26 protein-coding genes are annotated in these 25,548 nt (G+C 73.0%); 7 read left to right on the top strand and 19 right to left on the bottom strand.

The genetic code is table 11. The features are described from left to right. Window positions 1-15: 15 nt before the first annotated feature. The 7 genes from AC3YO9_RS07800 to AC3YO9_RS07770 form a co-directional block, all read right to left on the bottom strand. Window positions 16-954 (bottom strand): amidohydrolase family protein, encoded by a 939-nt coding sequence (locus tag AC3YO9_RS07800; RefSeq protein ID WP_489982779.1) that lies wholly within the window; start codon window positions 952-954, stop codon window positions 16-18. Between the two features lie 8 nt (window positions 955-962). Next, window positions 963-1,436: an SsrA-binding protein SmpB gene (gene smpB / locus AC3YO9_RS07795; RefSeq protein WP_127783572.1), complete on the bottom strand. Its 474-nt coding sequence runs from the start codon at window positions 1,434-1,436 to the stop codon at window positions 963-965. Window positions 1,437-1,488: 52 nt separating this feature from the next. Then, window positions 1,489-2,391, bottom strand: a complete 903-nt coding sequence (ftsX, locus tag AC3YO9_RS07790) for a permease-like cell division protein FtsX (protein ID WP_127783573.1) — start codon at window positions 2,389-2,391, stop codon at window positions 1,489-1,491. A 67-nt stretch (window positions 2,392-2,458) separates the two neighbouring features. Next, window positions 2,459-3,148, bottom strand: coding sequence for a cell division ATP-binding protein FtsE (gene ftsE, locus AC3YO9_RS07785; protein ID WP_127783574.1), 690 nt, complete (start codon window positions 3,146-3,148; stop codon window positions 2,459-2,461). Between the two features lie 126 nt (window positions 3,149-3,274). Continuing rightward, window positions 3,275-4,390, bottom strand: coding sequence for a peptide chain release factor 2 (prfB, locus tag AC3YO9_RS07780; RefSeq protein WP_489982778.1), 1,116 nt, complete (start codon window positions 4,388-4,390; stop codon window positions 3,275-3,277). A gap of 39 nt (window positions 4,391-4,429) precedes the next feature. Further along, on the bottom strand, window positions 4,430-5,017 hold the full coding sequence (locus AC3YO9_RS07775) for a GNAT family N-acetyltransferase (protein WP_489982777.1): 588 nt from the start codon (window positions 5,015-5,017) through the stop codon (window positions 4,430-4,432). 25 nt (window positions 5,018-5,042) lie between these two features. Then, window positions 5,043-5,564 carry a PadR family transcriptional regulator gene (locus AC3YO9_RS07770; RefSeq protein WP_489982776.1) on the bottom strand — a complete coding sequence of 174 codons (522 nt, stop codon included), beginning with the start codon at window positions 5,562-5,564 and terminating at the stop codon, window positions 5,043-5,045. 195 nt (window positions 5,565-5,759) lie between these two features. On the opposite strand from AC3YO9_RS07770, the gene hisN reads away from it, so the two are divergent. After that, entirely contained in the window at window positions 5,760-6,539 is a 780-nt protein-coding gene (gene hisN / locus AC3YO9_RS07765; RefSeq protein WP_489983439.1) for a histidinol-phosphatase, read from the top strand. A 78-nt stretch (window positions 6,540-6,617) separates the two neighbouring features. Here hisN and clpB read toward each other — a convergent pair whose 3' ends face one another. From clpB to dnaK, 5 genes are all read right to left on the bottom strand, one after another. Then, window positions 6,618-9,254 carry an ATP-dependent chaperone ClpB gene (clpB, locus tag AC3YO9_RS07760; RefSeq protein ID WP_489982775.1) on the bottom strand — a complete coding sequence of 879 codons (2,637 nt, stop codon included), beginning with the start codon at window positions 9,252-9,254 and terminating at the stop codon, window positions 6,618-6,620. Further along, window positions 9,245-9,550, bottom strand: a complete 306-nt coding sequence (locus tag AC3YO9_RS07755) for a chaperone modulator CbpM (RefSeq protein WP_127783578.1) — start codon at window positions 9,548-9,550, stop codon at window positions 9,245-9,247. The genes clpB and AC3YO9_RS07755 overlap by 10 nt, the downstream gene beginning before the upstream one ends. 51 nt (window positions 9,551-9,601) lie before the next feature. Then, window positions 9,602-10,564, bottom strand: a complete 963-nt coding sequence (locus AC3YO9_RS07750) for a DnaJ C-terminal domain-containing protein (protein WP_489982774.1) — start codon at window positions 10,562-10,564, stop codon at window positions 9,602-9,604. Between the two features lie 6 nt (window positions 10,565-10,570). Beyond that, the gene (locus AC3YO9_RS07745) at window positions 10,571-11,122 is read right to left on the bottom strand and encodes a nucleotide exchange factor GrpE (RefSeq protein ID WP_489983438.1); all 552 of its coding nucleotides are present in this window, start codon (window positions 11,120-11,122) and stop codon (window positions 10,571-10,573) included. Window positions 11,123-11,211: 89 nt separating this feature from the next. Next, complete coding sequence (gene dnaK / locus AC3YO9_RS07740) at window positions 11,212-13,116, bottom strand: molecular chaperone DnaK (RefSeq protein ID WP_489982773.1); 1,905 nt, start codon at window positions 13,114-13,116, stop codon at window positions 11,212-11,214. 214 nt (window positions 13,117-13,330) lie between these two features. On the opposite strand from dnaK, the gene AC3YO9_RS07735 reads away from it, so the two are divergent. The 3 genes from AC3YO9_RS07735 to AC3YO9_RS07725 all read left to right on the top strand — a co-directional run bounded on the left by AC3YO9_RS07735 (window position 13,331) and on the right by AC3YO9_RS07725 (window position 16,601). Beyond that, complete coding sequence (locus AC3YO9_RS07735; protein WP_489982772.1) at window positions 13,331-15,118, top strand: PucR family transcriptional regulator; 1,788 nt, start codon at window positions 13,331-13,333, stop codon at window positions 15,116-15,118. 100 nt (window positions 15,119-15,218) lie between these two features. Continuing rightward, the gene (locus AC3YO9_RS07730) at window positions 15,219-15,437 is read left to right on the top strand and encodes an Rv3202a family protein (protein ID WP_127783583.1); all 219 of its coding nucleotides are present in this window, start codon (window positions 15,219-15,221) and stop codon (window positions 15,435-15,437) included. Window positions 15,438-15,632: 195 nt separating this feature from the next. Then, complete coding sequence (locus tag AC3YO9_RS07725) at window positions 15,633-16,601, top strand: S1C family serine protease (protein WP_489982771.1); 969 nt, start codon at window positions 15,633-15,635, stop codon at window positions 16,599-16,601. Window positions 16,602-16,613: 12 nt separating this feature from the next. Here AC3YO9_RS07725 and AC3YO9_RS07720 read toward each other — a convergent pair whose 3' ends face one another. Both AC3YO9_RS07720 and AC3YO9_RS07715 read right to left on the bottom strand, forming a co-directional pair. Then, the gene (locus AC3YO9_RS07720; RefSeq protein ID WP_489982770.1) at window positions 16,614-17,108 is read right to left on the bottom strand and encodes a DUF2382 domain-containing protein; all 495 of its coding nucleotides are present in this window, start codon (window positions 17,106-17,108) and stop codon (window positions 16,614-16,616) included. Continuing rightward, entirely contained in the window at window positions 17,105-18,004 is a 900-nt protein-coding gene (locus AC3YO9_RS07715; protein WP_489982769.1) for a DUF2382 domain-containing protein, read from the bottom strand. The genes AC3YO9_RS07720 and AC3YO9_RS07715 overlap by 4 nt, the downstream gene beginning before the upstream one ends. Before the next feature lie 310 nt (window positions 18,005-18,314). Between AC3YO9_RS07715 and AC3YO9_RS07710 the strand changes: the two genes are divergently transcribed. From AC3YO9_RS07710 to AC3YO9_RS07700, 3 genes are all read left to right on the top strand, one after another. Further along, window positions 18,315-18,737 carry a ChaB family protein gene (locus AC3YO9_RS07710; RefSeq protein WP_489982768.1) on the top strand — a complete coding sequence of 141 codons (423 nt, stop codon included), beginning with the start codon at window positions 18,315-18,317 and terminating at the stop codon, window positions 18,735-18,737. Between the two features lie 71 nt (window positions 18,738-18,808). Then, entirely contained in the window at window positions 18,809-19,549 is a 741-nt protein-coding gene (locus tag AC3YO9_RS07705) for a histidine phosphatase family protein (protein WP_489982767.1), read from the top strand. Beyond that, the gene (locus AC3YO9_RS07700; protein ID WP_489982766.1) at window positions 19,533-20,417 is read left to right on the top strand and encodes an NAD(P)H-hydrate dehydratase; all 885 of its coding nucleotides are present in this window, start codon (window positions 19,533-19,535) and stop codon (window positions 20,415-20,417) included. The genes AC3YO9_RS07705 and AC3YO9_RS07700 overlap by 17 nt, the downstream gene beginning before the upstream one ends. A 10-nt stretch (window positions 20,418-20,427) precedes the next feature. On the opposite strand, the gene AC3YO9_RS07695 is transcribed toward AC3YO9_RS07700, so the two are convergent. From AC3YO9_RS07695 to AC3YO9_RS07675, 5 genes are all read right to left on the bottom strand, one after another. After that, window positions 20,428-21,255: an MBL fold metallo-hydrolase gene (locus tag AC3YO9_RS07695; protein WP_489982765.1), complete on the bottom strand. Its 828-nt coding sequence runs from the start codon at window positions 21,253-21,255 to the stop codon at window positions 20,428-20,430. Between the two features lie 71 nt (window positions 21,256-21,326). After that, the gene (locus tag AC3YO9_RS07690; RefSeq protein ID WP_489982764.1) at window positions 21,327-22,232 is read right to left on the bottom strand and encodes a polysaccharide pyruvyl transferase family protein; all 906 of its coding nucleotides are present in this window, start codon (window positions 22,230-22,232) and stop codon (window positions 21,327-21,329) included. Between the two features lie 13 nt (window positions 22,233-22,245). Continuing rightward, window positions 22,246-23,142 carry a glycosyltransferase family 2 protein gene (locus AC3YO9_RS07685; RefSeq protein ID WP_489982763.1) on the bottom strand — a complete coding sequence of 299 codons (897 nt, stop codon included), beginning with the start codon at window positions 23,140-23,142 and terminating at the stop codon, window positions 22,246-22,248. Further along, window positions 23,135-23,989, bottom strand: coding sequence for a glycosyltransferase family 2 protein (locus AC3YO9_RS07680; RefSeq protein WP_489982762.1), 855 nt, complete (start codon window positions 23,987-23,989; stop codon window positions 23,135-23,137). Before AC3YO9_RS07680 ends, AC3YO9_RS07685 begins: the two co-directional genes overlap by 8 nt. Next, window positions 23,989-25,413 carry an aldehyde dehydrogenase family protein gene (locus AC3YO9_RS07675; RefSeq protein ID WP_489982761.1) on the bottom strand — a complete coding sequence of 475 codons (1,425 nt, stop codon included), beginning with the start codon at window positions 25,411-25,413 and terminating at the stop codon, window positions 23,989-23,991. The genes AC3YO9_RS07680 and AC3YO9_RS07675 overlap by 1 nt, the downstream gene beginning before the upstream one ends. Between the last annotated feature and the right edge of the window lie 135 nt (window positions 25,414-25,548).

The raw sequence follows: 25,548 nt of genomic DNA, 5'->3' as shown, positions 1-25,548 counted from the left end.
GCGCGTCGGCACAGGTCAGGCAGCCAGCCCCAACAGCCGAGACGGGGTGTCGTGCAGGACCGCCCGCAGGAAACCCTCCCCCAGCCGGTCGTCCGCGGCGGCCCAGCCGGCGATGGCGCGCAGCTGGGTGGCGTAGTCGTAGGGGATGTTGGGGAAGTCGGTGCCCAGCGCCACCCGGTCGGGGTGCTCGGCCAGCCGGGCCGCCCAGTCGGCGGGCAGCGGCGTCATCTGCTGGCTGAACGGCGTGCCCACCATGGTGGTGTCCAGGTGCACCCGCGGATAGGCCGCCACCAGCTCCAGCGCCTCGGTGAACTCGGGCATCCCGGCGTGAGCCAGCACCGCGGTCAGCTGCGGGTGCCGGCGCAGCACCTCGCCGAACACGTCCAGGCCGGTGTGCTCGCCGGGGATCGGGCCGTGCCCGCAGTGGATCACCACCGGCACGCCCAGCTCGGCGAGCAACCCCCAGGACTGGTCCAGCAACGGGTCACGCGGGTCGAAGCCGCCGACCTGCACGTGCACCTTGACCACCCGCGCACCCTGGCGCAGCGCGGTGCGCAGGTAGTCGGTGACGCCCGGCTCGGGGAACAGCGTGGCGGTGGGCACCGCGGTGGGCACCCGCGCGGCGAAGTCGGCGGCCCAGTCGTTGAGCCACGCCGCCATGCCGGGCTTGTGCGGGTACACCAGTGGCGCGAAGGCCCGCAGACCCAGGCGGCCCAGCACCGCCAGCCGCTCGGGCTCGGGCAGGCGGTAGTGCACCGGCCACGGGGTGCCGTAGTTCTCGCTGGCGTGGTCGAAGTAGTCCCAGACCTTGGCCATCACCCGCTCGGGCAGGAAGTGCACGTGCAGGTCGACCAACCCGTCCAGGCCCAGTACCCGGGTCCAGGCGGCCACCTCGGCGTCGTCCGCGGGGCCGTCGAGCACCGGCCGCGTGAACGCTGCGGCAGCGGTGCCCACCGGGGTGCTCAGCGCATCCCCTTGACGCGACGCCCGAGCTCCCGGGTGACCTCGCGCTCCATGTCCCGCTTGGCCAGGTCCTGGCGCTTGTCGTGGGCCTGCTTGCCCTTGGCCAGGGCCAGCTCCACCTTGACGTAGCCGTTCTGGAAGTACATCGACAGCGGCACCAGCGTGAGGCTGCCCTCCCGGGTCTTGCCGATCAGCCGCTCGATCTCGGACTTGTGCAGCAGCAGCTTGCGGCTGCGGCGCGGGGCGTGGTTGGTCCAGCTGCCCTGGGTGTACTCGGGGATGTGCAGACCGCGCAGCCAGATCTCGCCGTTGTCCACCGTGGCGAAGGCGTCCACCAGCGACGCCTTGCCGTCGCGCAGGCTCTTCACCTCGGTGCCGACCAGTACGACGCCGGCCTCGAAGACGTCCACGATGCTGTAGTTGTGGCGCGCCTTCCGGTTGGTCGCGATGGCCTTGCGGCCCTTTTCCCTCATGCGTCCACCCTATCCACCGGCGCCAGCCGGTAACCGGGGCGCCCGGCGCGCGCTACTGGCGGACGTACAGGCGCAGCGTGATGTAGGCGGTGAGCGAGGACAGCCCGATGCCGACGATGCCCAGCAGCGGTGCCACGTAGAGCACGTCGCTGGTGGTGATCTGGCCGATGATGTTGGACGAGTACAGGTCCTCCAGCACCCCGTCCAGGAACACCGACTTGGCCGTGAACAGCCCGATCACCGCCAGCGCCGAGCCGATGAGCCCGGCCACCACCGCCTCCAGGAGGAACGGCAGCTGGGTGTACCAGCGGGTGGCGCCCACCAGCCGCATGATGCTCACCTCGGTGCGTCTGGTGAACGCCGCGATCTGGATCATGTTGGAGATCAGCAGCAGCGCGGCCAGGGCCTGCACCACCGCGATGGCGAAGGCGGCGTTGCGCACCCCGCCGAGCACGGAGAACAGCCGCTCCACCAGCTGGGCCTGGTCGACCACCCGGTCCACCCCCGGCTGGGTGCCGAAGGTCTCGTTGATCACCGCGAAGCGCTTGGGGTCGCTCAGCTTCACCCGGAACGACGCCGGCAGCGCCTCCGGGCGGGCCAGCTGCACCAGCTCGGGCTGCTGGGCGAAGACCTTCTTGAAGCGCTCGTAGGCGGCGGTCCGGCTCTCGTACTCCACCGACTGCACGCCCGGGAAGTTCTGCAGGTCCTCGCGCAGGGTGGCGCAGATCGGCCCGCTGCACTCGGCGTCGCTGGTGGAGATGTCGTTGGTGAGGAAGACCGCCACCTCGACCCGGTCGAAGTAGATCTGCTCGGTCTTGTTGGTCATCTGCACGACCAGCAGCCCGGCGCCGAGGAGCCCGAGGGAGATCGCCGTGGTGATGATCATGGCGATCGTCATGGTGATGTTGCGGCGCAGGCCGGTGAAGACCTCGCTGAGTACAAAGCTGACGCGCATCGGGTCGCGGTCCTCCGGGACGTGGGAACAGGGTGCAGGGGCTAGCGGGGCGGCGCTGAGCGCAGGGTCAGCGGCCGACTCCGTACACGCCGCGCGCCTCGTCCCGCACGACCTTGCCCAGCGACAGCTCCACCACGCGGCGGCGCATGGAGTCCACGATGTGGTTGTCGTGCGTGGCCATCAGCACGGTGGTGCCGGTGCGGTTGATCCGCTCCAGCAGCAGCATGATGTCCTGGCTGGTGTCGGGGTCGAGGTTGCCGGTGGGCTCGTCGGCCAGCAGCAGCAGCGGCCGGTTGACGAAGGCCCGGGCGATGGCCACCCGCTGCTGCTCGCCACCGGAGAGCTCCGAGGGCAGGCGGTCGGCCTTGCCGGCCAGCCCGACCAGGTCGAGCACCTCGGGCACCACCTTCTTGATGGTGCTGCGGGGCTTGCCGATCACCTCCAGCGCGAAGGCCACGTTGTCGGCGACGTTCTTCTGCTGCAGCAGCCGGAAGTCCTGGAACACGCAGCCGATGCGCTGGCGCAGCTTGGGCACCCGGCGGGCGGCGAGCTTGTTCACGTGGAAGTTGGCCACGTGGATGTCACCGGAGGTGGGGGCCTCCTCGCGCAGCAGCATCCGCATGAACGTGGACTTGCCCGAGCCGGAGGCGCCGATGACGAAGACGAACTCGCCCTTCTCGACCTCCATGCTCACGCCGTCCAGCGCAGGCCTGGTGGAGGACTTGTAGGACTTGGACACGTGCTCGACCCGGATCACAGGCGGGAAGTCTACCGACCCAGTCGGATTGTCCGATCCCTTCCCGACCCGGGCGCGTCACGAAAGCCGTGCTCACACGCTTTCAGGGACGCGCCGACGGTTCTCAGGCCTGGGTTCCCGCTGCGCTCAGCTCTGGGGCTCCCGCATGCGCCAGCGGATCCCGGCCTCCAGGAAGCCGTCGATGTCGCCGTCGAGCACCTTGGTGGGGTCGCCCACCTCGTGCTCGGTGCGCAGGTCCTTCACCATCTGGTACGGGTGCAGCACGTAGGAGCGCATCTGGTTGCCCCACGAGCTGCCGCCGTCGCCCTTGAGCGCGTCCATCTCGGCGCGCTCCTCCTTGCGCTTGACCTCCAGCAGCTTGGCCTGCAGCACCTTCATGGCGGCGACCTTGTTCTGCAGCTGGCTCTTCTCGTTCTGGCAGGTGACCACGATGCCGGTGGGGATGTGGGTCAGCCGGACGGCGGAGTCGGTGGTGTTCACGCTCTGCCCACCGGGGCCGGACGAGCGGTAGACGTCCACCCGCAGGTCGCCCTCGGGGATCTCGATGTGGTCGGTGGTCTCCACCACCGGCAGCACCTCCACGTCGGCGAAGGAGGTCTGCCGCCGCGCCTGGTTGTCGAACGGGCTGATCCGCACCAGGCGGTGGGTGCCCTGCTCCACCGAGAGCGTGCCGTAGGCGTAGGGCGCCTTCACCGCGAAGGTGGCGCTCTTGATGCCCGCCTCCTCGGCGTAGGAGGTGTCGTAGACCTCGGTGCCGTAGCCGTGCCGCTCCGCCCAGCGCAGGTACATCCGCATGAGCATCTCGGCCCAGTCGGCGGCGTCCACTCCCCCGGCGCCGGAGCGGATGGTGACCAGGGCGTCGCGCTCGTCGTAGGGACCGGAGAGCAGCGTGCGGACCTCCATGGCGGCGATGTCCTCGCGCAGGGCGGCCCGCTCGGCGTCGGCGTCGGCGGTGGCCTCGGTGGCTGCGTCCCCCTCCTCGCCCTCGGCCAGCTCGTAGAGCAGCGGCAGGTCCTCCAGGCGCTGGCGCAGGCCGTTGACCCGGCGCAGGTCGGCCTGGACGTGGGAAAGCTGGCTGGTCACCTGCTGGGCGTGCTCCTGGTCGTTCCACAGGTCCGGGGAGGCAGCCTGCTGCTCGAGCTCGTCCACCCGGCGACGCAGCTCCTCCACGTCCAGCACCGCCTCGACGGTGCCCAGGGTGGTCTCGAGCTCGGCCAGGTCAGCAATGACGTCGGGATGCACGATTCACCAGGCTACCGCCCTGATCAACCGACCAACCGCCTAGGCGCAGGAGGCCGCCCCCGGCGGGCGCAGGTCCCGGCGAACCAGCCAGCGCGGCCGGTGCCCGCTGTGCCCGGTGGTGGGTGCCGCGCGGTGAAAGCCTGCGCGCTCGAACAGCTCCACCGTGCCGACGTAGCCGGAGATGACGTCGACCTTCTGCGCCCCCTTCTCGATGGGGTAGCCCTCGACCACCTCCGCCCCGTGCGCGGCAGCGTGGGCCACCGCCCCGGCCAGCAGCTCGTGCATCAGCCCCCGGCGGCGGAAGGCGGGCCGCACCACGAAGCAGACGATGCTCCACGGCGGTGGCCCCTCCAGCAGGGGCAGGGTGCGCGAGTGCTGCAGCCGCCGGTAGGAGCTGCGCGGGGCCACCGAGCACCACCCCTCCGCCTCGCCGTCGACGTGGGCCAGCACCCCTGGTCCCGGCTCGGCCGCGCACTCGCGCCGCATGTGCTCGGGGCGCTGCGGCCCGCGCAGGCGGGAGTCGCGATAGCTGGTGCACCAGCAGCCACCGGCGTCCGGGCGCCGGGTGCCCACGACCCGGGCGAAATCCTCGAACAGCCCGACCGCGGAGCGCACCTCGGTCACCACCAGGGCACCGCTAGGTCGTCATGACCTAGATCGTCATGATGCGGTCGACCAGCTTGGCCAGCGCCTTGTAGTGGTTGACCGTGAACTCCGCGACCGCCTTGTCGTAGGGGTCCGGCACGGCCCGATAGGTGGCCTTGGCCTCGGCCAACCGGTCGGCCACCGCCTGCTGGGCGGTCTCCAGCAGCTCGTTGCGGTGGCGCTCGCTCATCTCGCCGGCGTTGGCCAGCCGCAGGATGAGCGGGCTGCGCACGGTGTCGCCCACCGCGGCGACCGCATCACCCTGGCCCAGCCACGCCTTGAAGGCTCGGCGGCCGGCGGCGGTGATGACGTACTGCTGGCTGGAGCGCGCACCGAGCTTGCCCAGGCGCAGCAAACCGGCCTCGGTGAGGGCGGGCAGCTCCCGGTACACCTGACTACGAGTGAGACCGAAGTACCCGCTGTAACGCTCTTCGGCCAGCGCCATCAGCTGACCGCCGGTGGCCGGCCCCTCGCGGAGGAGTCCGAGCAGCGCCGCAGCGGTGGAGTTCAGCTGGATGCGCGTAGCCATCCTTCCACCGTGCCACCGCGCACCCGAGGACGTCCACTCACGACCGTCCATATCGGACGAAACTGCAGCCACCGGCCAGCGGGACGACGGTACGAGCAGGCCGGTACCGTACTTGCCGTGACAAACCCGGAGCACTCCGCCGACCCCACGGCCAGCGAGTCCACCCACGACGACGCGGCCAGCGAGAACTCCGACATCCTGGCCACCGACGACCTCGCCCTGGCCCACCAGATCGCCGACGCCGCCGACGCCATCACGCTGGCCCGCTTCCTGGCCCTGGACCTGCAGGTGGACGACAAGCCCGACCTCACGCCGGTCTCCGACGCCGACCTGGCGGTGGAGCGCGCCGCCAGGGAGGTGCTGGCCGCCCAGCGCCCCGACGACGCGGTGCTCGGCGAGGAGTACGGCGGCGAGGTGACCTTCAGCGGCCGCCAGTGGGTGCTGGACCCGGTGGACGGCACCAAGAACTTCGTCCGTGGCGTGCCGGTGTGGGCCACCCTGGTGTCGCTGCTGGAGGACGGCGTCCCCACGGTGGGCGTGGTGAGCGCGCCCGCCCTGGGCCGGCGCTGGTGGGCCAGCACCGGCGACGGCGCGTGGCTGCGGGTGTACGGCTCGCCGCGGCGGCGCCTCAGCGTCTCGCGGGTGGACGACCTCGCCTCGGCCAGCCTGGCGTTCTCCAGCCTCAGCGGGTGGCGCGACGCGGGCCTGCGGGAGCAGTTCATCGCGCTGTCCGACGACGTGTGGCGGCTGCGCGGCTACGGCGACTTCTTCTCCTACTGCCTGCTCGCCGAGGGCGCGGTGGACGCCGTCGCCGAGCCCGAGGTGTCGCTGTGGGACCTCGCGGCGCTGGACGTCCTGGTGCGCGAGGCCGGCGGGGCGTTCACCGCGCTGGACGGCACGCCGGGCCCGCACGGGGGCAGCGCGGTGGCCACCAACGGGCTGCTGCAGGAGCGGGTGCTGTCCCGGCTGCGCTGACTGCGCAGAGTTGCTCTGGGTGCGTCTGCAAGTACGCCATCCGCCAGGATGGGCGTACTTGCAGACGCACCTAACCCCTCACGCGGCGGTGCCGGCCAGCTCCTCGGCCCCGCTGTAGTCGACCTTCAGCGCCCCGTCCACCGCGTCCACCGTCACCGTGGCGCCCTCCGCGACGTCGCCGCGCAGCAGCGCCCGCCCCACCGCGGTCTCCACGTCGTGGGAGATGTAGCGGCGCAGCGGCCGCGCCCCGTACACCGGGTCGAAGCCCCGCTCCGCGATCAGCTTGCGGGCGGCGTCGGTGAGGGTGATCCGGATGCGCTGCTCGGCGAGGCGGTCGCGCAGCTCGGCGAACTGCAGGTCCACGATCTGCATGATCTGCGGCAGCCCGAGCGGGGCGAAGAGCACCACGTCGTCCACCCGGTTGAGGAACTCCGGGCGGAAGTGCAGCCGCAGGTCGGCCATCACCGCCTCGCGGGCCTGCGGCTGGATCTCCCCCTCGGCGGTGATGCCCTCCAGCAGGTGCTGCGAGCCGATGTTGGAGGTCATGATGATGACGGTGTTGCGGAAGTTCACCGTCCGTCCCTGCGCGTCGGTGATCCGGCCGTCGTCGAGCACCTGCAGCAGCGTGTTGAACACGTCCACGTGGGCCTTCTCGATCTCGTCGAAGAGGATCACCGAGTACGGCTTGCGGCGCACCGCCTCGGTCAGCTGGCCGCCCTCGTCGTAGCCGACATAGCCGGGCGGCGCACCCAGCAGCCGGCTCACGGTGTGCCGCTCCTGGTACTCGCTCATGTCCAGCCGCACCATCGCGTCCTCGGAGTCGAACAGCGCCACCGCCAGCGACTTGGCCAGCTCGGTCTTGCCCACCCCGGTGGGGCCCAGGAAGATGAACGACCCGATCGGCTTGCGGGGGTCGCGGATGCCCGAGCGGGCCCGGATGATCGCGTCGGACACCGCCTCCACCGCCTCGTCCTGGCCCACCACCCGCTCGCGCAGGGTCTCGTCCAGGCGCAGGATCTTCTGCCGCTCCCCCTCCTGCAGCCGGGTCACCGGGATGCCCGTCCACGACGCCACGATCTCGGCGATCTCGTCGGCGGTGACCACCTCGCGCAGCAGCCGGTGCCCGTCCTGCCGGTTGGCCAGCTGCGACTCCTCCGCGCCCAGCCGGCGCTCCAGGTCGGTCAGCTCGCCGTAGCGGATCTCCGCGGCCCGGTTGAGGTCGTAGCGGCGCTCGGCCTCCTCCGCCTCGTGGCGCAGCCGTTCCAGCTGCCCGCGCAGGTCCTGCACGCGGCGGATGGAGCGCCGCTCGGACTCCCACTGGGCCCGCTTGGCGTCGGCCTCCGCACGCAGGTCGGTCAGCTCGCGGCGCAGGTCCTCCAGCCGAGTCATGCTGGCCGGGTCGGTCTCCTTCTCCAGCGCCGCCTCCTCGATCTCCAGCCGGGTCACCCGCCGGGTGAGCTCGTCCAGCTCGGCGGGCATGGAGTCGATCTCGGTGCGCAGCCGGGCGCACGCCTCGTCCACCAGGTCGATGGCCTTGTCCGGGAGGAAGCGGTCGGTGATGTACCGGTTGGACAGCGTCGCCGCCGCCACCAGGGCGCCGTCCTGGATCTTCACCCCGTGGAAGACCTCCAGGCGCTCGCGCAGTCCGCGCAGGATGGAGATGGTGTCCTCCACGTCCGGCTCGGACACCACCACCGGCTGGAAGCGCCGCTCCAGCGCGGCGTCGGGCTCCACGTGCTTGCGGTACTCGTCCAGGGTGGTCGCCCCGATCAGGTGCAGCTCGCCGCGGGCCAGCATCGGCTTGAGCATGTTGCCGGCGTCCATCGCGCCCTCCGCCGCGCCGGCGCCCACCACGGTGTGCAGCTCGTCGATGAACAGCAGGATGCGGCCCTCAGCGGCCTTGACCTCCCCCAGCACCGCCTTGAGCCGTTCCTCGAACTCACCCCGGTACTTGGCCCCGGCCACCAGCGCACCCATGTCCAGGGCGAACACCGTCTTGTCCCGCAGCCCCTCGGGCACGTCGGAGCGGACGATGCGCTGGGCCAGTCCCTCCACGATGGCCGTCTTGCCCACGCCGGGCTCGCCGATGAGCACCGGGTTGTTCTTGGACTTGCGGGAGAGGATCTGGATCACCCGGCGGATCTCGCTGTCCCGGCCGATCACCGGGTCGAGCGTGCCGCGGCGGGCGTCCTCCACCAGGTCGCGGCCGTACTTCTCCAGCGCCTCGTAGGTGCCCTCCGGCGTCGCCGAGGTGACCCGCTGGTTGCCCCGGACGTCGGTGAGCGCGGCGAGGAAGCGCTCCCGGGTGACGCCGAAGCTGGCCAGCAGGCGACCGGCGGCGGTGCTGGAGCCGGTCTCCACGATGGCCAGCAGCAGGTGCTCGACGGAGACGTAGTCGTCCTTGAGCCGGCCGGCCTCGCGCTGGGCGGCCTCCAGCACCCCGTTGAGCTCGCGGCTGACGTAGACCTGCCCGGGGGTGACCCCGGGCCCGCTCACCCGCGGCTTGCGCTGCTGCTCGGCCTCGGCGCCGCGGCGCAGCCCGCCCAGGTCCACCTCCATCCGGGTGAGCAGGCGGGGCACCAGCGACTCCGGGTCGTCGATCAGCGCGACCAGCAGGTCCAGGGGGTCGGTCTCGTTGTGGCCCCCGCGCAGCGCCTCGGCCTGCGCCTTCTGCAGCGCCTCCTGCGACTTCTGGGTCAGTGCGTTCATGTCCATGGCGTCGCTCTTCCTCGTCTCACGTCGTGCTCGAGCGCGTCGATCCGGTCGAGCAGGTCGATGACCAGTCCGATCGCCGCGTAGTTCAGGGCCAGCCCGGACCGCAGCCGCCGGATGCGCGCCACCCGCACCGGGGTGCCGGGGGCGAACCACAGCCGCCCCTGGGCGTCCCGGGTGGCGTCGAGCAGGCTCAGCTCCACAAAGCGCACCAGCAGCTCCGGGTGCAGCCCGCTCTCCCGGGCGACGCTGTCCAGGCTCAGCCGCACGGGGCGGGCCAGCGGGTAGGTGGTGCTCATGCGGTGCTCCTGCTGCCGGTGGACTCAGGCTGGGACGGTGGTGCGCGGGCCTCAGGTGCGGGCCCGGGGGTCGAAGGTGGACTCGGTTGCCAGCTGCTCGTACAGCTCGCGCTCGTGGTCGGTGAGGATGGCCGGCACCCGGATCTGCACCTCGGCGTAGAGGTCGCCGGGTGCACCGCGGGCGTTGGGCATGCCCTGACCCTTGAGCCGGAAGCGGCGCCCGCTGGAGGAGCCCGGCGTGATGCGGACCTTCAGCTCCCCGCCCGGGGTCTCCACCGGCACGGTGGCGCCCAGCGCCGCCTCGGCAGGGCTCAGCGGCACCGTGACAGTGATGTCACGGCCGTTGAGCCGGTAGCGCGGGTCCGGGCGCAGCCGCACCACCAGGTACAGGTCACCGGCCGGGGCGTCGCCGGTGCCCTGCCCGCCCTGCCCGGCCAGCCGGATGCGCTGGCCCTCGACGACCCCGGGCGGGATGGTGACGTCGTACTCCCGGGTGCCGTTCCCGGTGAGGCTCAGGTGTCGCTTGCCGCCGCGGTAGGCCTCCAGCACGGTCAGCTCCAGCTCCGCCTCCTGGTCGGCGCCGGGCACCGCGAAGCCACCCCCGCCCCGGGCGCCGCCGAAGATGCCCCCCAGCAGGTCATCGAAGTCGAAGCCCTCGGCCCCGCCGAAGTCGCCGCCGAAGTGCACCCGGGTGCCGCCCGCGGGTCCCCCGGCGGTGGTCCACCCGCCGGAGCGCCCTCGTGCACCTGCCCCGGCCCTGGCCCGCTCCGCAGCGTCCTCCATCCCCTCCGGGATCTTGCGGAAGTCCGGTCCGAAGCGGTCGTAGCGCGCCCGCTGCTTGGGGTCGGTGAGCACCTCGTGGGCCTCGCTGATCTCCTTGAACCGCTCCTCGGCCTCCGGGCTGGAGTTGAGGTCGGGGTGGTACTGGCGCGCGAGCCTGCGGTAGGCCTGCTGAATCTCCTTGGTGGAGGCGCTCCGGTCCACCCCGAGCACCTGGTAGAAGTCAGTGGCCATGCGCCCTCACTCCGCGGTTCCGGGATCCGCCGGGGCACGGCTGACCACCACCGCCGCCGGGCGCAGCTGGTGGGTGTCCTCGCCGTAGCCGGGCGACGTCACGTGCACCACCGTGCTCGGCGCCGCGCTCGGGTCCTCCACCACCGACACCACGTCGTGGTGGCGGGGGTCGAACGCGACGCCGACCTCGTCGTGGCGGACGTAGCCCAGGTGCGCCAGCACCTGCACCGCCTGCTGGTGGATGGCCTTGAGCCCCTGCACCACCGGGTTGTCGGCGTCGGCGTGCTCCAGGGCCAGCTCGAGGTTGTCCACCACCGGCAGCCACTGGGCGGCCACCCGGTTGCGCTCGTCCTGGCGCTCCCGACCGGCCTCCCGCGCGTGGCGCTTGCGCAGGTTGTCCAGGTCGGCCAGCGCCCGCCGCCAGCGGTCCTCCATCTCCGCCAGCGCCCCGGCAGCGTCCCCCGGCTCCGCGGCGCCGGTGACCAGCTCTTCCTCGGTGCCCTCCGTCGCCGCGACGGACTCGGTGGGGTCGGGCGTGCTCGTGCTCTCCCCACCCACCGCGGCGTCGGCGGGCTGCGCGGCCGGCTCGGCGGCCGACGCCGCCCGGCCGGTGCGACGCGGACTCGGTGACGTCACCGGGTGCCGCCTCAGCCCTTGTCGAACTCGGCGTCGACCACGTCGTCACCGGGTCCGCCGGGCCCCGGGCCCGAGGTACCCGCCGGGCCGGCGGCCCCGGGCCCCGCGCTCGCGCCGCCGCCGCTGGGGATGGCCGCCAGCCCGGCTGCCACCTGCTGCAGCTCCGAGGTCAGCGAGCGCACCCGCTCCACGCCGGCCTGGTTCTTGATCGCCTCACGGGCGTCGCCCACCAGCATGTCGGCGCGGGCCTTCTCGTGGCTGGGTGCGGCGTCACCGAGCCCGGACAGCAACCGCTCCACCCGGTAGGCCATCGCGTCCAGCTCGTTGCGGGCGTCCACCTCCTGGCGGCGCTGCCGGTCCTCCGAGCGGTGCGCGTCGGCCTCCTGCACCATCCGGTCGATCTCGCTCTTGTCCAGGTTCGAGCCCTCGCTGATGGTGATGCGCTGCTCCCCGCCGGTGTCCTTGTCCTTGGCGCTGACGTTGAGGATGCCGTTGGCGTCGATGTCGAAGGTGACGTCGATCTGCGGCTCGCCCCGGGGGGCGGGGCGGATGTTCTCCAGCTGGAACCGGCCCAGCACCCGGTTGTCGGCGGCCATCTCCCGCTCCCCCTGCAGCACCACGATGTCCACCGCGGGCTGGTTGTCGGCGGCGGTGGAGAAGGTCTCCGAGCGGCGGGCGGGGATGGTGGTGTTGCGGTCGATGATCTTGGTCATCACGCCGCCAGCGGTCTCCACGCCCATGGACAGCGGCGTGACGTCCAGCAGCAGCACGTCGGAGACCTCGCCCTTGAGCACCCCGGCCTGCACGGCAGCGCCCATGGCCACCACCTCGTCGGGGTTCACGCTCATGTTGGGTTCCTTGCCGCCGGTCAGGCGCCGCACCAGGTTCTGCACGGCCGGGATGCGGGTGGAGCCGCCGACCAGGATCACCTCGTCGATGTCGTCGTCGGTGACCTGCGCGTCGGACATCGCCTGCTGCACCGGGCCCAGGCAGCGCTCCACCAGGTCGGCGGTCACCTGGTCGAAGGTGGACCGCATGATGGTGGTGTTCAGGTGCATGGGGCCGTCGGCGTTGGCGGTGATGAACGGCAGGCTCACCTGCGTCTGGGTCACCGAGCTCAGCTCCACCTTGGCCTTCTCCGCAGCCTCGAACAGCCGCTGCAGCGCCTGCGGGTCCTTGCGCAGGTCGACCCCGTTCTCCTTCTGGAACTGGTCGGCCAGGTAGTCCACCAGCCGGCGGTCGAAGTCGTCGCCGCCGAGGTGGGTGTCGCCCGCGGTGGAGCGCACCTCCACCACGCCGTCGCCCACGTCGAGCAGGCTGACGTCGAAGGTGCCGCCGCCGAGGTCGAAGACCAGGATGGTCTCGTTCTCCCGCTTGTCCAGCCCGTAGGCCATCGCCGCGGCGGTGGGCTCGTTGACGATGCGCAGCACGTTCAGGCCGGCGATGCGGCCGGCGTCCTTGGTGGCTTGGCGCTGCGCGTCGTTGAAGTAGGCGGGGACGGTGATCACCACCTCGTTGACCTTCTCCCCGAGGAACTTGCCCGCGTCCTCGGCGAGCTTGCGCAGCACCAGGGCGCTGATCTCCTCCGGCGCGTACTTCTTGCCCCGGATCTCGAACCGGGCCTCCCCGTTGTCGCCGGGCACCACGTCGAAGCCGACGGCCTTGGCCTCGTCGGAGATCTCGTCGTAGCGGCGGCCGATGAACCGCTTGGCCGAGTAGATGGTGCCCTTGGGGTTGAGGATGGCCTGGCGGCGGGCCATCTGGCCGACGAGGCGCTCGCCGCTGTCGGTGAAGGCGACCACCGACGGGGTGGTGCGGGCGCCCTCGGCGTTGGCGATGACGATGGGCTCACCGCCCTCCCACGCCGCGATGACCGAGTTGGTGGTGCCGAGGTCGATGCCGACTGGTCTTGCCATCAGGGTGTGCTCCGCTCAGGTCGGGACGAGCTGTCTCGGGTCGGCAACCGGACGGCAGTCCGGGCGGCCGGACGCGGCCACGACCCCTGCGCTCCAGCGTCACCGCCCGTCGAAGGCCCCGCCTCGACCTACGGGGGTGAACTGCCCCCCGGCGACCCGTCCCCGCAGGTCAGGTCGGCGGGGCGACGGCGCCGCCGTGGGTACGCTCGGAGTGGTGGCACGTGAGCTGGACGACACCGTCGGAGGGTGCGTGCTGCCCGCCGCTGGTCCGGTCGAGCGGGCGTGGGACTGGCGCCAGGTGTTCAGCGCGACCGCGCACCTGTTCGACGGCCACGAGCCGGCCGAGGTGCTGCAGCTGGCCGCGCACGTGGTGCCCTGCCTGGGCCCGTTCACCGTGGAGGCCAGCTACCGCGCCGAGGCCGGGCTGCTGCGGCCCAGCCCACCGCAGTCCGCCGGGGCCCTGCGCCCGGGCACGGCGGCCAGCTCGCTGGGCGCCGACCGCGACGTGGCGCGCGACGACGACCGGTGGCACCACCTGCTGGGCCTGCGCGCCGGCCACGACGTGGTGGGCTGCCTGGTGGTGGGCGCACCCGCTGCTCCCGACCCCGACGCGCTGTTCGCCCTGGGCGTGCTGGCCCACGAGGCGGCCACCGCGGTGGCGCACGCGCAGCTGGCCGCCCGCGAGCAGCAGCGCAGCCGCCAGCTGCGCCAGCTCGCCCGGTTGCGGGAGGTGATCAAGGACCGCACCAGCACCATCGGTGAGCTGGCCACGGAGGTGGCGCGCTTGCAGGGGCAGCAGCACGTGCAGCGCACCGTGGCCGTCGCCGCGGCGGCGGGCTCGGCCGACGCGGACCTGCTGACCGCGCTGCACCAGCTCACCGGGCTGGCGAGCGGCCTGGAGGACACCTTCGGCAACCTGCGCGCCTGGCAGGGACCCGAGCGCGCCGGGCGCTACCGCCGCACCGGGGGCCGCAACCGCGAGGACCTGCTGCGCCGGGCCGCCGCCAGCTGCGGCCCGCTGCGCGAGGCCAACCGGGTGCTGCAGGTGATCCGTCCCCGCCAGGACGTGCTGGGGCTGCTGTACCTGTGGGATCCCGACCACCGGGTGGGTGAGCTCGACGAGCTGGCACTGACCCAGACCGCTGCGGCGCTCGGGGTGGAGATGGCCCACCAGCGCGACCTCGCCGAGACCGAGCTCCGGCTGCGGCGCCACCTCGCCGAGGACCTGGTGGCGGGCACCGACGAGGCCAGCGCCGTAGCCCGGGCCGACCTGTTGGGCCACGACCTGCGCCAGCCGCACCGCGTGGTCACCCTCAGCTGGGACCCCCGGACGGCGGTGCACACGGTGGCCGAGGCGGTCCGGCACTGCGTCGGCACCCGGCAGGTGCCGTCGCTGCTGACCCAGCGCGGGCAGACCGTGGTGCTGGTGACCCAGGCGAGCACCGACCCCGACGCGTTGTACCGCAGCGTCGCCGAGGAGCTGGCCCCGGCCACCGGGGTGCTGGGGGTGGGGTCGGTGTGCGCCGGACCTGCCGGGCTGCCGCAGTCCTTCGCCGACGCGCTCCGGGCGCAGGAGGTCCGGCGCCACACCCACCACGCCGCCGGGGTGGTGCGCTTCGACGAGCTGGGGGTGTACCGGCTGCTGGACTCCGGCGGCGGGCCGGAGGAGGTGCGCGCCTTCGTCCGGGAGAACCTGGGCCCGTTGCTGGACTACGACGAGCTCCACGGCAGCACCATGGTGGCCACGCTCACCCAGTACCTCGAGCGCGGCGGTGGCTACGACGCGACCGCCCGGGCGCTGCTCATCCACCGCAGCACGCTGCGCTACCGCCTCGCCCGCATCCGCGAGCTCACCGGGGGCGACCTGCACGACGTGGACACCCGCCTCAACCTGCACCTGGCCACCCGGGCCCTTCAGGTGCTGCGCGGTGCCGAGGTCGCCGCAGTCCCGGCGCTGCGCAGCCCAGCGGCGCCGAACCAGGCAGCCGAGGTCGTGGAGTGAGCGCCCCGGCCGGCGCCGCCCCGTCGCCGCCGCGCCTACCCTCGTGGGTTGCGCGACGGCGCACCCTGGTGAGCACGACGAGAGAGGGAAGCAGGTGCACATGGCAGACGACCGCAGGCCACCGCTGGAGACCCCGGAGGCCGACCGCCTCGAGCAGGAGCGTGCGCTCGACGAGCTGCCGGAGGACGGCGACACCACCGACGAGCTGCCCGAGCAGCTGCCCGAGTCGCTGGAGGCTGATCCCGCCGACGCCCTCGACCAGCGCCGCGAGCTGCCGGACACCGACGACGACTACCCGCCAGGCGAGACGGCCGGCTAGACCCGCGCCGGGTCGCCGCCGGGCTCGCGCACGAGCCGAAGGGGGTTGTCGCTAGCAGCTCTGGACCTCTCCCCCGGAAGGTGTGTTGTCATGCGCCCTGTTCTCGTGCCCCTCCCTACCGAGCCCGGCGGCGGACCTGCTGCAGCCGTCACCAGCCGACGCCGACAGCTCCGGCTGGGCGCGTGCAGCGCAACCGTGGTCCTCGGGGTCGTGCTGGCCGGCTGCACGTCGTCCTCCACCCCCAGCCCCACCGTCTCCTCCGCCTCCGCCGTCGCCGACGTGCCCGCGATCGTCGACAAGGTCGAGCCGTCGGTGGTCACGATCATCAACAACAACGACCTGGGCAGCGGCGTGGTCTACCGGAGCGACGGCATCATCCTCACCGCCGCGCACGTGGTCTCCGGCGCGGCGCAGGTGGTCATCGCCTACTCCGACGGCCAGCGCGGGCCCGCCACGGTGCGGGCCAGCGACGCGGGCAGCGACATCGCGGTGCTGCAGGCCAGCCGGCAGGACCTGCCCGCCGCGACCTTCAACACCGAGCTGCCGGTGGTGGGCGCACCCACGGTGGTGATCGGCAGCCCGCTGGGCCTGCAGGACACGGTGACCTCGGGGATCATCTCTGGGCTGCACCGGGAGATCCCCACCTCCAGCAACATCGGAACCGCGCTGTCTGACCTCATCCAGACCGACGCCCCGATCTCTCCGGGCAACTCCGGTGGACCGCTGGTCAACGCCGGGGCCGAGGTGATCGGGCTGGCCGAGGCCTACCTCCCGCCGACCACCGGGGCGGTGGCGCTGGGCTTCGCCACGCCGGCGGCGACGGTGGTGAGCGTGGCCGACCAGCTGTTGGCCTCCGGCACCGCCAAGAACCCCTACGTCGGCCTGCAGATCCAGACGCTGACCGCGGCCGAGGCCCAGCGGCTGGAGCTCAACCGCGACAACGGCGTGGTGGTGGTGGAGGTGGTGCAGGACAGCCCGGCCGCCAACGCAGGCCTGCAGCCCGGCGACGTCATCATCAGCTTCGACGGCAAGGACACCCCCACCGCGCAGGCCTTCGTGCGGATCCTGCGCGGCACCACGCCGGGGCAGACCGTCCCGATGACGGTGCTGCGGGGACCTTCCGAGCAGCAGCTGCAGGTGGTGATCGGCGCCCGAGCCGGCTGATGGTGCTCCTGGTCAGCGCTGGTCGGGGGGCTCGGTCGCGGTGTGCACCTCGACCACCTCCCGGGCGAGGTCGGCGCTGACGGTGTGCGCCCCGTCGACCCGCTCCACCCGGACGGTCACCCGCTCGTAGGGCCGCGTCGCCAGCTGCACGACGGGGACCTCCTCGTGCAGCACCAGCACCACCGGCTCACGCTCCTCCCCGAACGCGGCACCCTCGGGGGTCTGGTCATGGGGCTGGTCATCGGGGGGCTGGTCATCGGGGGGCTGGGCCACCGGCAGGTGCTCCAGCACCAGCTCTTCCCGGCGGACGTCCACGCTCACCTGGCGGGTCTCGGTGACCACCCGCCGGCGCACCCGCACCCGTTCGACGGGCACCCGGCGGACGCGGACGTCCAGCTCCTCCTCGGCGCGAGTCGTGCTGGCCGATGCCGCACCCACAGCACCGGGACGACCAGGACGCGCCGCCGAGGGGTCGGCGGCGCGTCCCGGGTCGGGGGTGGCGCTCACGAGCGCTTGTGGCCCTTGTCGTCGTCGGTCACCTGGTCGATCTGCTCCTTGCGGACCTGCTCGGAGACCTTCTCCTCGCCGCGGACGGTCTCGGTGTCCATCCGCACCCGCTCCTTGGGCACCGTCTTCTTCTCCACCACCGGCTCCTCGGCGTGCAGCGTCACCTCGTGCTCCTCCTCGCTGATCTCCGGCCCGGAGGTGGCGGCGTCCACGTTGGCGTCGGTGATGGGCTCGCGCTGCACCCGGACCTCCTCGTGCGAGACGGGCACCGACTGGGTCACCGTCTCGGTGACCACGTGCTTGCGCAGCCGTGCCCGGCCCGTCCGCACGCGCTCGGTGCTCACGCTCACCTCCTCCTCCGACCGGGTCATCGCGTCGTCGGTGTTGGGCCCGGAGGTGTCGTGGCCCGAGCTGCTGGACTGGCTCGCCTGGCCCGCGCTGCTGCTGGCCGAGCCGCTGCTGCCCGCTGAGCTGGTGCCGCTGGAGCTGGTCTCGCTCGAGCCGCTGGAGCTGCTGCCGCTCGAGCCGCTGGAGCTGGTGTCGCTGGAGCTGGTGTCGGCGGTGGCGGTGCTGCCGGAGTAGGGCACGTCGTAGTAGGTGAACAGCTCGATCTCCTCGTCGGTGGACAGGTCGCCACCGGGATCGTGGTGGGGCGCGTCCTTGATGAGGTTCTTGCTGTAGGGCACCGTGAGGTCCTTCTCCTCCAGCGAGGCGTCGACCAGCGGGACCAGGGTTACGTGGCCACCGAAGAACCCGGTCTTCACCGCCGCCCACTCCGGCTGGTTGGTCTCCACGTCGAGGTAGATCGCGTCCACCTTCCCGACCTTGCTGCCGCTGCCGTCCTTCACCTGCAGCCCTTCCAGCTGGTCGGGGCTCATGGTGCGGGGATTAGCCATCTCAGTTCTCCTCGTTGCGTGGGGGCCGCGCGCTGCTGGCGCGGTCCGGAAGTTCGTCGGTCCTCGTCGGCCCCCACCCACCGGCGCCGCACGCTGCGGACACCGGTCCGACCTCCCCACGGTAAGCGCGTTCGGCCCCCCGCGCCGTTCGACAAAACCCATGGTTACCTGGGGAAACAGTGTTGCCAGCCGTGTCCGAGCAGCGCCAGGAGAGGCCCCGGAGGTGGCCGCGGTTGTCGGTCGTCGACGCGCTGGCGAGGATGGGCCGAGACCCACCCGACGGGTGCTGCGCGGACAGAGAGGACTGAAGATGCCGAAGACCACCAAGCAGGGCAAGGCGATCGAGGACGAGCTGCCGAGCACCTTGCAGCGCTCCGACGACAAGGCCAAGCGGACCTTCGCCAAGACGCACGACTCCGCCGCCGAGGAGTACGGCGACGAGCGGCGCGCCAACCAGGTGGCCTACTCCGCGCTCAAGCACACCCACGAGAAGGTGGGTGACCACTGGGAGCCCAAGGACGGCAAGGGCCCCTCGGACGAGCAGGCCGAGGGCGGCAAGGACACCAACCGGGAGACCGCCGGCGGGGTGGACGCCAACGCGTCCAAGGACCACCTCATGGAGCTGGCGAGGCGCCTGGACGTCAGCGGCCGGTCCCGGATGTCCAAGGACGAGCTGGTCCAGGCCATCGGCAAGGCGAACGACCGGGAGTCCGCCCGCGCCCGCAAGTCCTGAGCGGCGTGGGAGACCAGCGCCACGCGGGTCCGCACGGTGCACCCGAGGGGAACTCGGTACGGTCCTGGAACATGGGAACACTGGAGCTGCTGCTCGTCCGGCACGGGGAGAGCGTCGGGAACCTGGCGCAGCGCAAGGCAGAAGCAGCCAAGGCCGACCGGCTCGAGGTCGATCTCCGCGACGCCGACGTGGCGCTGTCGCCGCTCGGGCTGGAGCAGGCCCGGGCCTTCGGCCGGTGGCTGCGCGAGCAGGATCCCGACCAGCGTCCGCAGGGGCTCTGGGTGTCGACGTACGCCCGTGCCCGGGAGACCGCCAGCACCGCGCTGGAGGAGGCCGGGCTGCAGCTGCCGACCCGGGTGGACGAGCGGCTGCGCGACCGCGAGCTCGGCGTGCTGGACATGCTCACCACCCAGGGCATGCTGGCGCGCTACCCGGAGGAGGCTGAGCGCCGCGGCTGGCTGGGCAAGTTCTACCACCGCCCGCCCGGTGGGGAGTCGTGGGCGGACGTCATCCTGCGGCTGCGCACCTGGCTGGCCGACCTGGAGCGCACCACCCCGCACCAGCGCGTGCTCGTGGTCGCCCACGACATGGTGATCCTGGGCATCCGCTACATCTGCGAGCAGCTCAGCGAGGAGGAGGTGCTCGCCATCGGCAAGGGTTCCGGAGTCGCCAACGCCTCGGTCACCCGGCTGGTGCGCGAGCCCGACGGCCTCACCTGGCGCCTCGACGTCTTCAACGACCAGGATCACTTGACCGACAACGGAACTCCCAAGACCGACCAACCGACGGAGCACGATGCCCGAGCACACTGACTCACCCGAGATCGTCACCCCCGCGCTGCTGCGCGAGTGGCGGCTGCCCGAGCTGGGCGGGTCCAAGAACAGCCGCGGACGGCTGCTGGTGGTCGGCGGCGCACGGACCACCCCCGGTGCGGTCGCGCTGTCCTCCATCGCGGCGCTGCGGGTGGGCGCCGGCGTGCTCACCGCCGCGGTGGCCCGCTCGGTCGCCGTGCAGCTGGCGCTGAGCGTGCCCGAGCTGGGGGTGATCGAGCTGCCGGAGACCGACGCAGGATCGGTGCGTCGCGACGCTGCCGAGGCGCTGGCCGACCAGCTGGAGCAGGTGGACGCGGTGCTGTTCGGCCCCGGCCTGGACAACCCGGACGAGACCCGCCCCCTGCTCGCCGAGCTGGTGCGCCGACTGCCCGAGGACGTGCCGGTGGTGCTGGACGCCTACGGCATCGGGGTGCTGGCCGACGCCGAGGAGACCGCCGAGCGGCTGTCCGGGCGGCTGGTGCTCACCCCCAACACCACCGAGGCCGCCTTCCTGCTGCACTGCGAGGAGGACGAGCTGGACGACCCGCTGGACACCGCGGTGCGGGTGGCCGAGGCCTACGGCGCCGTGGTGACGGCGCACAACGGCATCGCCGACGCCAAGGGCGGACGGTGGGTCTCCCCCACCGGGCACTCCGGGCTGGGCACGGCCGGCAGCGGGGACGTGCTGGCCGGCGCGGTGGCCGGGCTGCTGGCCCGGGGCGCCGACGCCGCGCAAGCGGCGTGCTGGGGCACCTACCTGCACGGCACCGCCGGCGACCGCCTGGCCGCTCGGGTGGGCCGGGTGGGGTTCCTGGCCCGTGAGCTGCTGGAGGAGATCCCGCTGGTGAACACCGAGATGGACGCCTGACCCGGAGCCGCTACAGCGGGATGGTCTCCCCGCGCCTGGGCACGCGCAGTCGCTCGCCCAGGCCGGCGCCGCTGGCCGCGCTGAGGAACGCCGGCAGCGGGGAGCGGAACACCCCGTAGTCGTCGTGGTGCACGGGAACGGCGATGTCCGGCTGGATGCGCTGCAGGAAGTCCACGCCCTGCGCGGCGTCCATGGTGACGGTGTGCAGCAGCACCCGGGTACCGCCCAGGTGCACCACTGCGACGTCGATGTCGGGGTGGCGTCGGTGGATCTCGTCCAGGTGGTCCCCGGTGAGGGTGTCGCCGCTGACGTAGACCCGCCGGGTCACCTCGCCGCCCGCCCGGTGCACCAGCAGCGAGCCCATCACCGGGGGCAGCAGCCGACCCATCACCCCCCGGGCGTGGATGGCCGGCAGCGACTCCACGGTCAGCGTCTCGTGGGTGTGCACGGCGCCCGGGCGGGCCGCGAGCTCGGTGCTCTCCCAGGGTGTCAGGCCCGTGGTGACGAAGCCCCAGCTGTTCAGCCGGCGCCCGGCCTGCGGCGTGGTGATGATGGGCACCGCCTTGTCCAGCCGGTGGCGGGCCACCCGGTCGAAGTGGTCGCCGTGCAGGTGCGACAGGACCACGGCGTCCAGCGCCGGCAAGTCGCCCGGCTGCATCGCCGGCTCGGTGAGACGGGTGGACCACAGACCTTTGCCCAGGTAGGCGCGCTGGCCCCGGTGCAGGAAGTTGGGGTCGGTGAGCACGGTGAAACCACCCAGCCGGATCAGCGTGGTCGCCGTCCCGATGAAGGTGATGCTGTCGCCGGTGGGCGCGCTGGATGGGCCGGGGGCCGTCATGGCGGGGGTGCTCCTCTGGGCTGGTGAGTCACGCCCTGCGATGAGACCACAGCCACCCCGTGCGTGCCGGGTCAGCGCGGCGCACCACCCCGCAGCACCTCCAGCAGCCGGGCCAGCTGGTCCGCACCGGCGGGAGGCAGCGCCGCCCGCGCCGCCGCCGAGGCCCGCCCCTCGGCGGACAGGCACCACGCCAGCTGCTCGTGCAGCCTCGCCGGGTGGACGTCCTCGGCGGGCAGCACCGCGGGCCAGTGCCAGGCGCGGGCCTGCACGCTGACCTTGCCGCCGCCGGCCACCGGGTCCACGGCCAGCGCCGGCACCCCGTTCTTCAGCGCGAGCACCAGTCCGTGCATCCGCATGGTGACCACCGCGTCCAACCGCCGCAGCAGCGCCTCGACCTGCACCGGGGTGGCGGCCAGCCGCCAGTCCCGCGGGTCCAGCCGGGTGTCCAGGTCCAGGCGCGCGGCGTCCACCGTGGAGAGCCAGCCCTGCAGGGCAGCCACCACCGCGGGGTGCCGCCGCCGCGGGCCGTACTCGGCCTGGCCCTGGGTGAGGTAGACCCCGAGCACCGGGACGCTGGCAGACCAGTGGCGGGCAGCGAGGTCGCGCTGGGCGGGCACCCCAGGGGCGTCCCTGGCGATGACGTGGTCGAACCCCGCGACCGCGGGATCAGCGGCGTCGAGGACGCTCACGCCCACCGCGATGCGGCACAGGCCGGCGAAGCGCCGGTGCAGCTGCGCCGGGCCCGCCCCGGCCAGCGGTCCGCACGCGAACACCAGGTGGGTGAAGCGCGCCGGGTCGGCGTCGTCCAGGCGCAACCCCTCCGGCGGGCACATCACCGCGCTCCAGGCCAGCTCGTGGGCGGTGCCCGCCCGCGTCAGCGCCCGGCCCACCGCCTGCATGCTGAGCACGTCGCCGGCGGTGGCCTCACCGTGCAGCAGGCTGGGCCAGCCCACCACCAGCACCCGGACGGCGCTCACCACCGGTGCTCGCTCACGAGACGTAGCGGCGGGTGGTGGAGCCGCGCTGCATCTGCTCCAGCAGCCGGTAGCCCTGCTCCAGCTCCGGCGCCACCACCCGCCGCTCGGCCAGCACCCACGGCAGGCCGCGCACGGCCTCGGCGAACCCGGCCACCGACAACCGGTCGCGCGGCACCGTGCGCGCCAGGTAGAGCGTGCGCCGCACCGCGCTGGGCAGTGGCCGGCGCAGCCAGGTGAACCACAGGGTGTTGCGAATGCCGTGCCGACGCCGCAGGTGCGCATCCCGCGCCCGGGACGGGTGGTGGTGGCAGACCAGCTCGGGGACGTAGGCCATCACCCAGCCGGCGGTGGCCAGGTCGGCGGCGAGCAGCTCCTCCTCACCGCCGAGCCACAGCCGGGCGGAGAAGCCTCCGGCCGCCTCGAACGCCGAGCGGCGCACCACCGACGCCCCCGCCAGGAAGCTGAGCAGCGGGTGGCCGGGCAGCCCCGCGGGGTGGTGCAGCGGCGAGCGGTGCAGCTCGTCGCAGATGGGGTCGTCGTGGCCGCCGGGCTCCACCACGATGCGGGCGGTGAGCACCGCCAGCTGCGGGTGCGCCTGCAGCAGGTCCGCCGCCCGTGCCAGGGCACCGGGGTCCCACCAGGTGTCGTCGTCGCAGAAGGCGACGTAGGGTGCGTCCACCGTGGCCACGCCGAGGTTGCGCCCGGTGGCACCCATGTTCCAGCCCGGGCTCAGCAGCGTCACCTCGGGGTGGCGGGTTCGCACCATCTCGGCGGTGCCGTCGGTGCAGCCGTTGTCCACCACCACCACGGCGGGCTCCTCCGGCAGCCCGGCCAGGCTGGCGAGCGTCCGGTGCAGCTCGGTGCAGCGGTTGTGCGTGATCACCACCACCGCCACCCGGGGCTCACCCACCGCTGGTCTCCAGCAGCCGCACCTGCGCCTCCACCTCCGCCGGCAGCCGGCGACGGGTGCGCAGCGCTGCAGGCAGCCGCCGGGCCAGCTCCGGCACGGACGGGCGGGCGTCGCCGTCGCGCAGCGCAGCGGCGGTGTGCCGCAGCGCCACCGGCAGCGGACGGCGCAGCCAGGCGGAGAGCACGTCGTTGCGGGCCTGCAGCTGCCGCCGGCCCCGCCGGTCCGCCCCGGGCTGCGGGTGGTGGTGCGCCACCACGTCGTCGGCGTAGGACAGGCCCCAGCCGGCCGCGGCGAGGTCCTGGGCCAGCACCGCCTCCTCCCCCAGGAAGAAGATCACCGGGCTGAAGCCCCCGGCCTGCAGGAACGCGCGGCGACGCACCACCGCCGCGCAGGCGACGAAGCCCAGCACCGACGGCCCCGGCAGGTCGGCGGCCACCGGCAGCGGGCTGGCGGCCATCGCGACGCTGACCGGGTCCAGCCGCTCCGGTGGACCCACCAGGGACCGCGCCGCCAGCACCGCCAGCCGGGGACAGGCGTCGAAGTGCTCCGCCGCCCGGCCCAGTGCGCCGGGTGCCCACCAGGAGTCGTCGTCGCTGAAGGCCACGCAGGGCGTGCTCGCCAGCTGCACGCCGAGGTTGCGCGCCCCGGCACCCAGGTTGCGCCCGGGCTCCACCACGCTCACCTCGGGGTGTGCCGCCCGCACCGCCGCGGCTGTTCCGTCGGTGGAACCGTTGTCCACCACGATGATCGGTGGGCGCTCCGGCAGCGCCGACAGGTGAGCCAGCGAGGTGAGCAGCTGTGCACGCCGGTCCCGGGTCATCATCACCACCGTGGTGCGCGGGTCCATCAGGCGGGCGGAGCCGGCTCGAGGTGCACCGCCTTGAGGGCGCTCAGCTCGCCCAGCAGGGCAGGGCCGAAGCCGGGGCCGGAACCGCTGGCACGACGGGGGTCGGCCGAGCCACCCGGGGCGCCGCCAAACACGGCGTTCACCTTCACCGTGCCCACCTCCAGGTGCTCAGCGGCACGCAGGGCGTGGTCCATCCGCGGGGTGAGCACGGTGGCGGCCAGCCCGTGGGCGCCGGCCTCGGCCAGCTCCAGCCCCTCCTCGAAGTCGGCCACCACCACGATCGCGGCCACCGGACCGAAGGTCTCCTCGGTGAGCACGGCCATGTCCGGGGTGCACCCGGTGAGCACGGTCGGTGGGTACCAGCTGCCCGGGCGGTCCAGGCGTGCGCCGCCGGTCAGGCACTGGGCGCCGGCCGCCACCGCGGCGTCCACCTGCTCGGCGACCACCTGCAGCTGACGCTCGTCCACCATCGGTCCCAGGTCGCTGGCCGGGTCGGCCGGATCACCGACCACCATCGTCTCGGCGATCGCGAGCAGCGCGCTGATCACCGCGTCGGAGACGTCGCTGTGCAGGTAGACCCGCTCCACCGAGGTGCACAGCTGGCCGGCGTTGGTGAAGGCCCCGGTGGCGATCTGCTGGGCCGCCCAGCGCGGGTTCACCCCGGCGTCCACCAGGATGGGGTCCTTGCCGCCGTTCTCCAGCAGCACCCGTCCGCCGCGGGCACCAACCGTGGCGGCGATCGCCCGGCCGGTCGTGGTGCTGCCCACCTGGGCGACCACGTGCACCCGGGGGTCGGCCGCCACCGCGGCGCCCACCGCACCGTCACCGGTGAGCACGTTGAGCACGCCGTCGGGCAGGCACTGCGAGATCCGCACGGCCAGCTCCCAGCCCGCCGCGGCGCTGCGCTCGGAGGGCTTGTGCACCACCGTGTTGCCCATGACGAGCGCAGCGGCGAGCAGTCCTGCAGCGGCCGGGTAGGGGTCGTTCCACGGGGTGAGCACGGCGACCACTCCGCGCGGCTCCCGCCGCACCACGTCCACCGCACCCGGGTCGCCCGCCAAGTTCCTGCCCGCCGCCAGCAGGCCCGTCACCGCGGCCTCCGCCAGCAGGTCCGCGGCCACCTCCGCCGAGCCCGTGGCCTCGCCGAGCAGGCGGCCGGTCTCGGCGCTGAGCACCTCGCCCAGGTGCTGGGCATCGGCCCGCACCACCCGGGCCGCCTCCTGCAGCGCCGCGGCGCGCTGGGCTGGCGGCGTCCGTCGCCACACCCCCCGCGCCACGTCCGCAGTGGCCACCGCCGCGGCCACCTCCTCCCGCGTCGCGGCAATGAGCACCGTGCCGGGCTGGCCGGTGGACGGGTTGGTCCGCCGCACCTCGCGGGAGCCCTCTGCGGGCACCACCTGGCCGGCAAGGAGGTGCTGCTCCACCCGCTGTCCTGATTGGATCCCCGGTGCGCCGTCCACCCGAGAAACGCTACCCACGAACGGCGGAGCACCGCCGATCATGGGCGGGCAAAAGCCCCAAAAGTGCAGGTCACGCCCATGTCGCAGGTTCCTGGGGAG

This window comes from Rhodococcus sp. Z6_132 (genome assembly GCF_058133635.1).
This window is presented reverse-complemented; position numbering and strand designations above follow the sequence as displayed.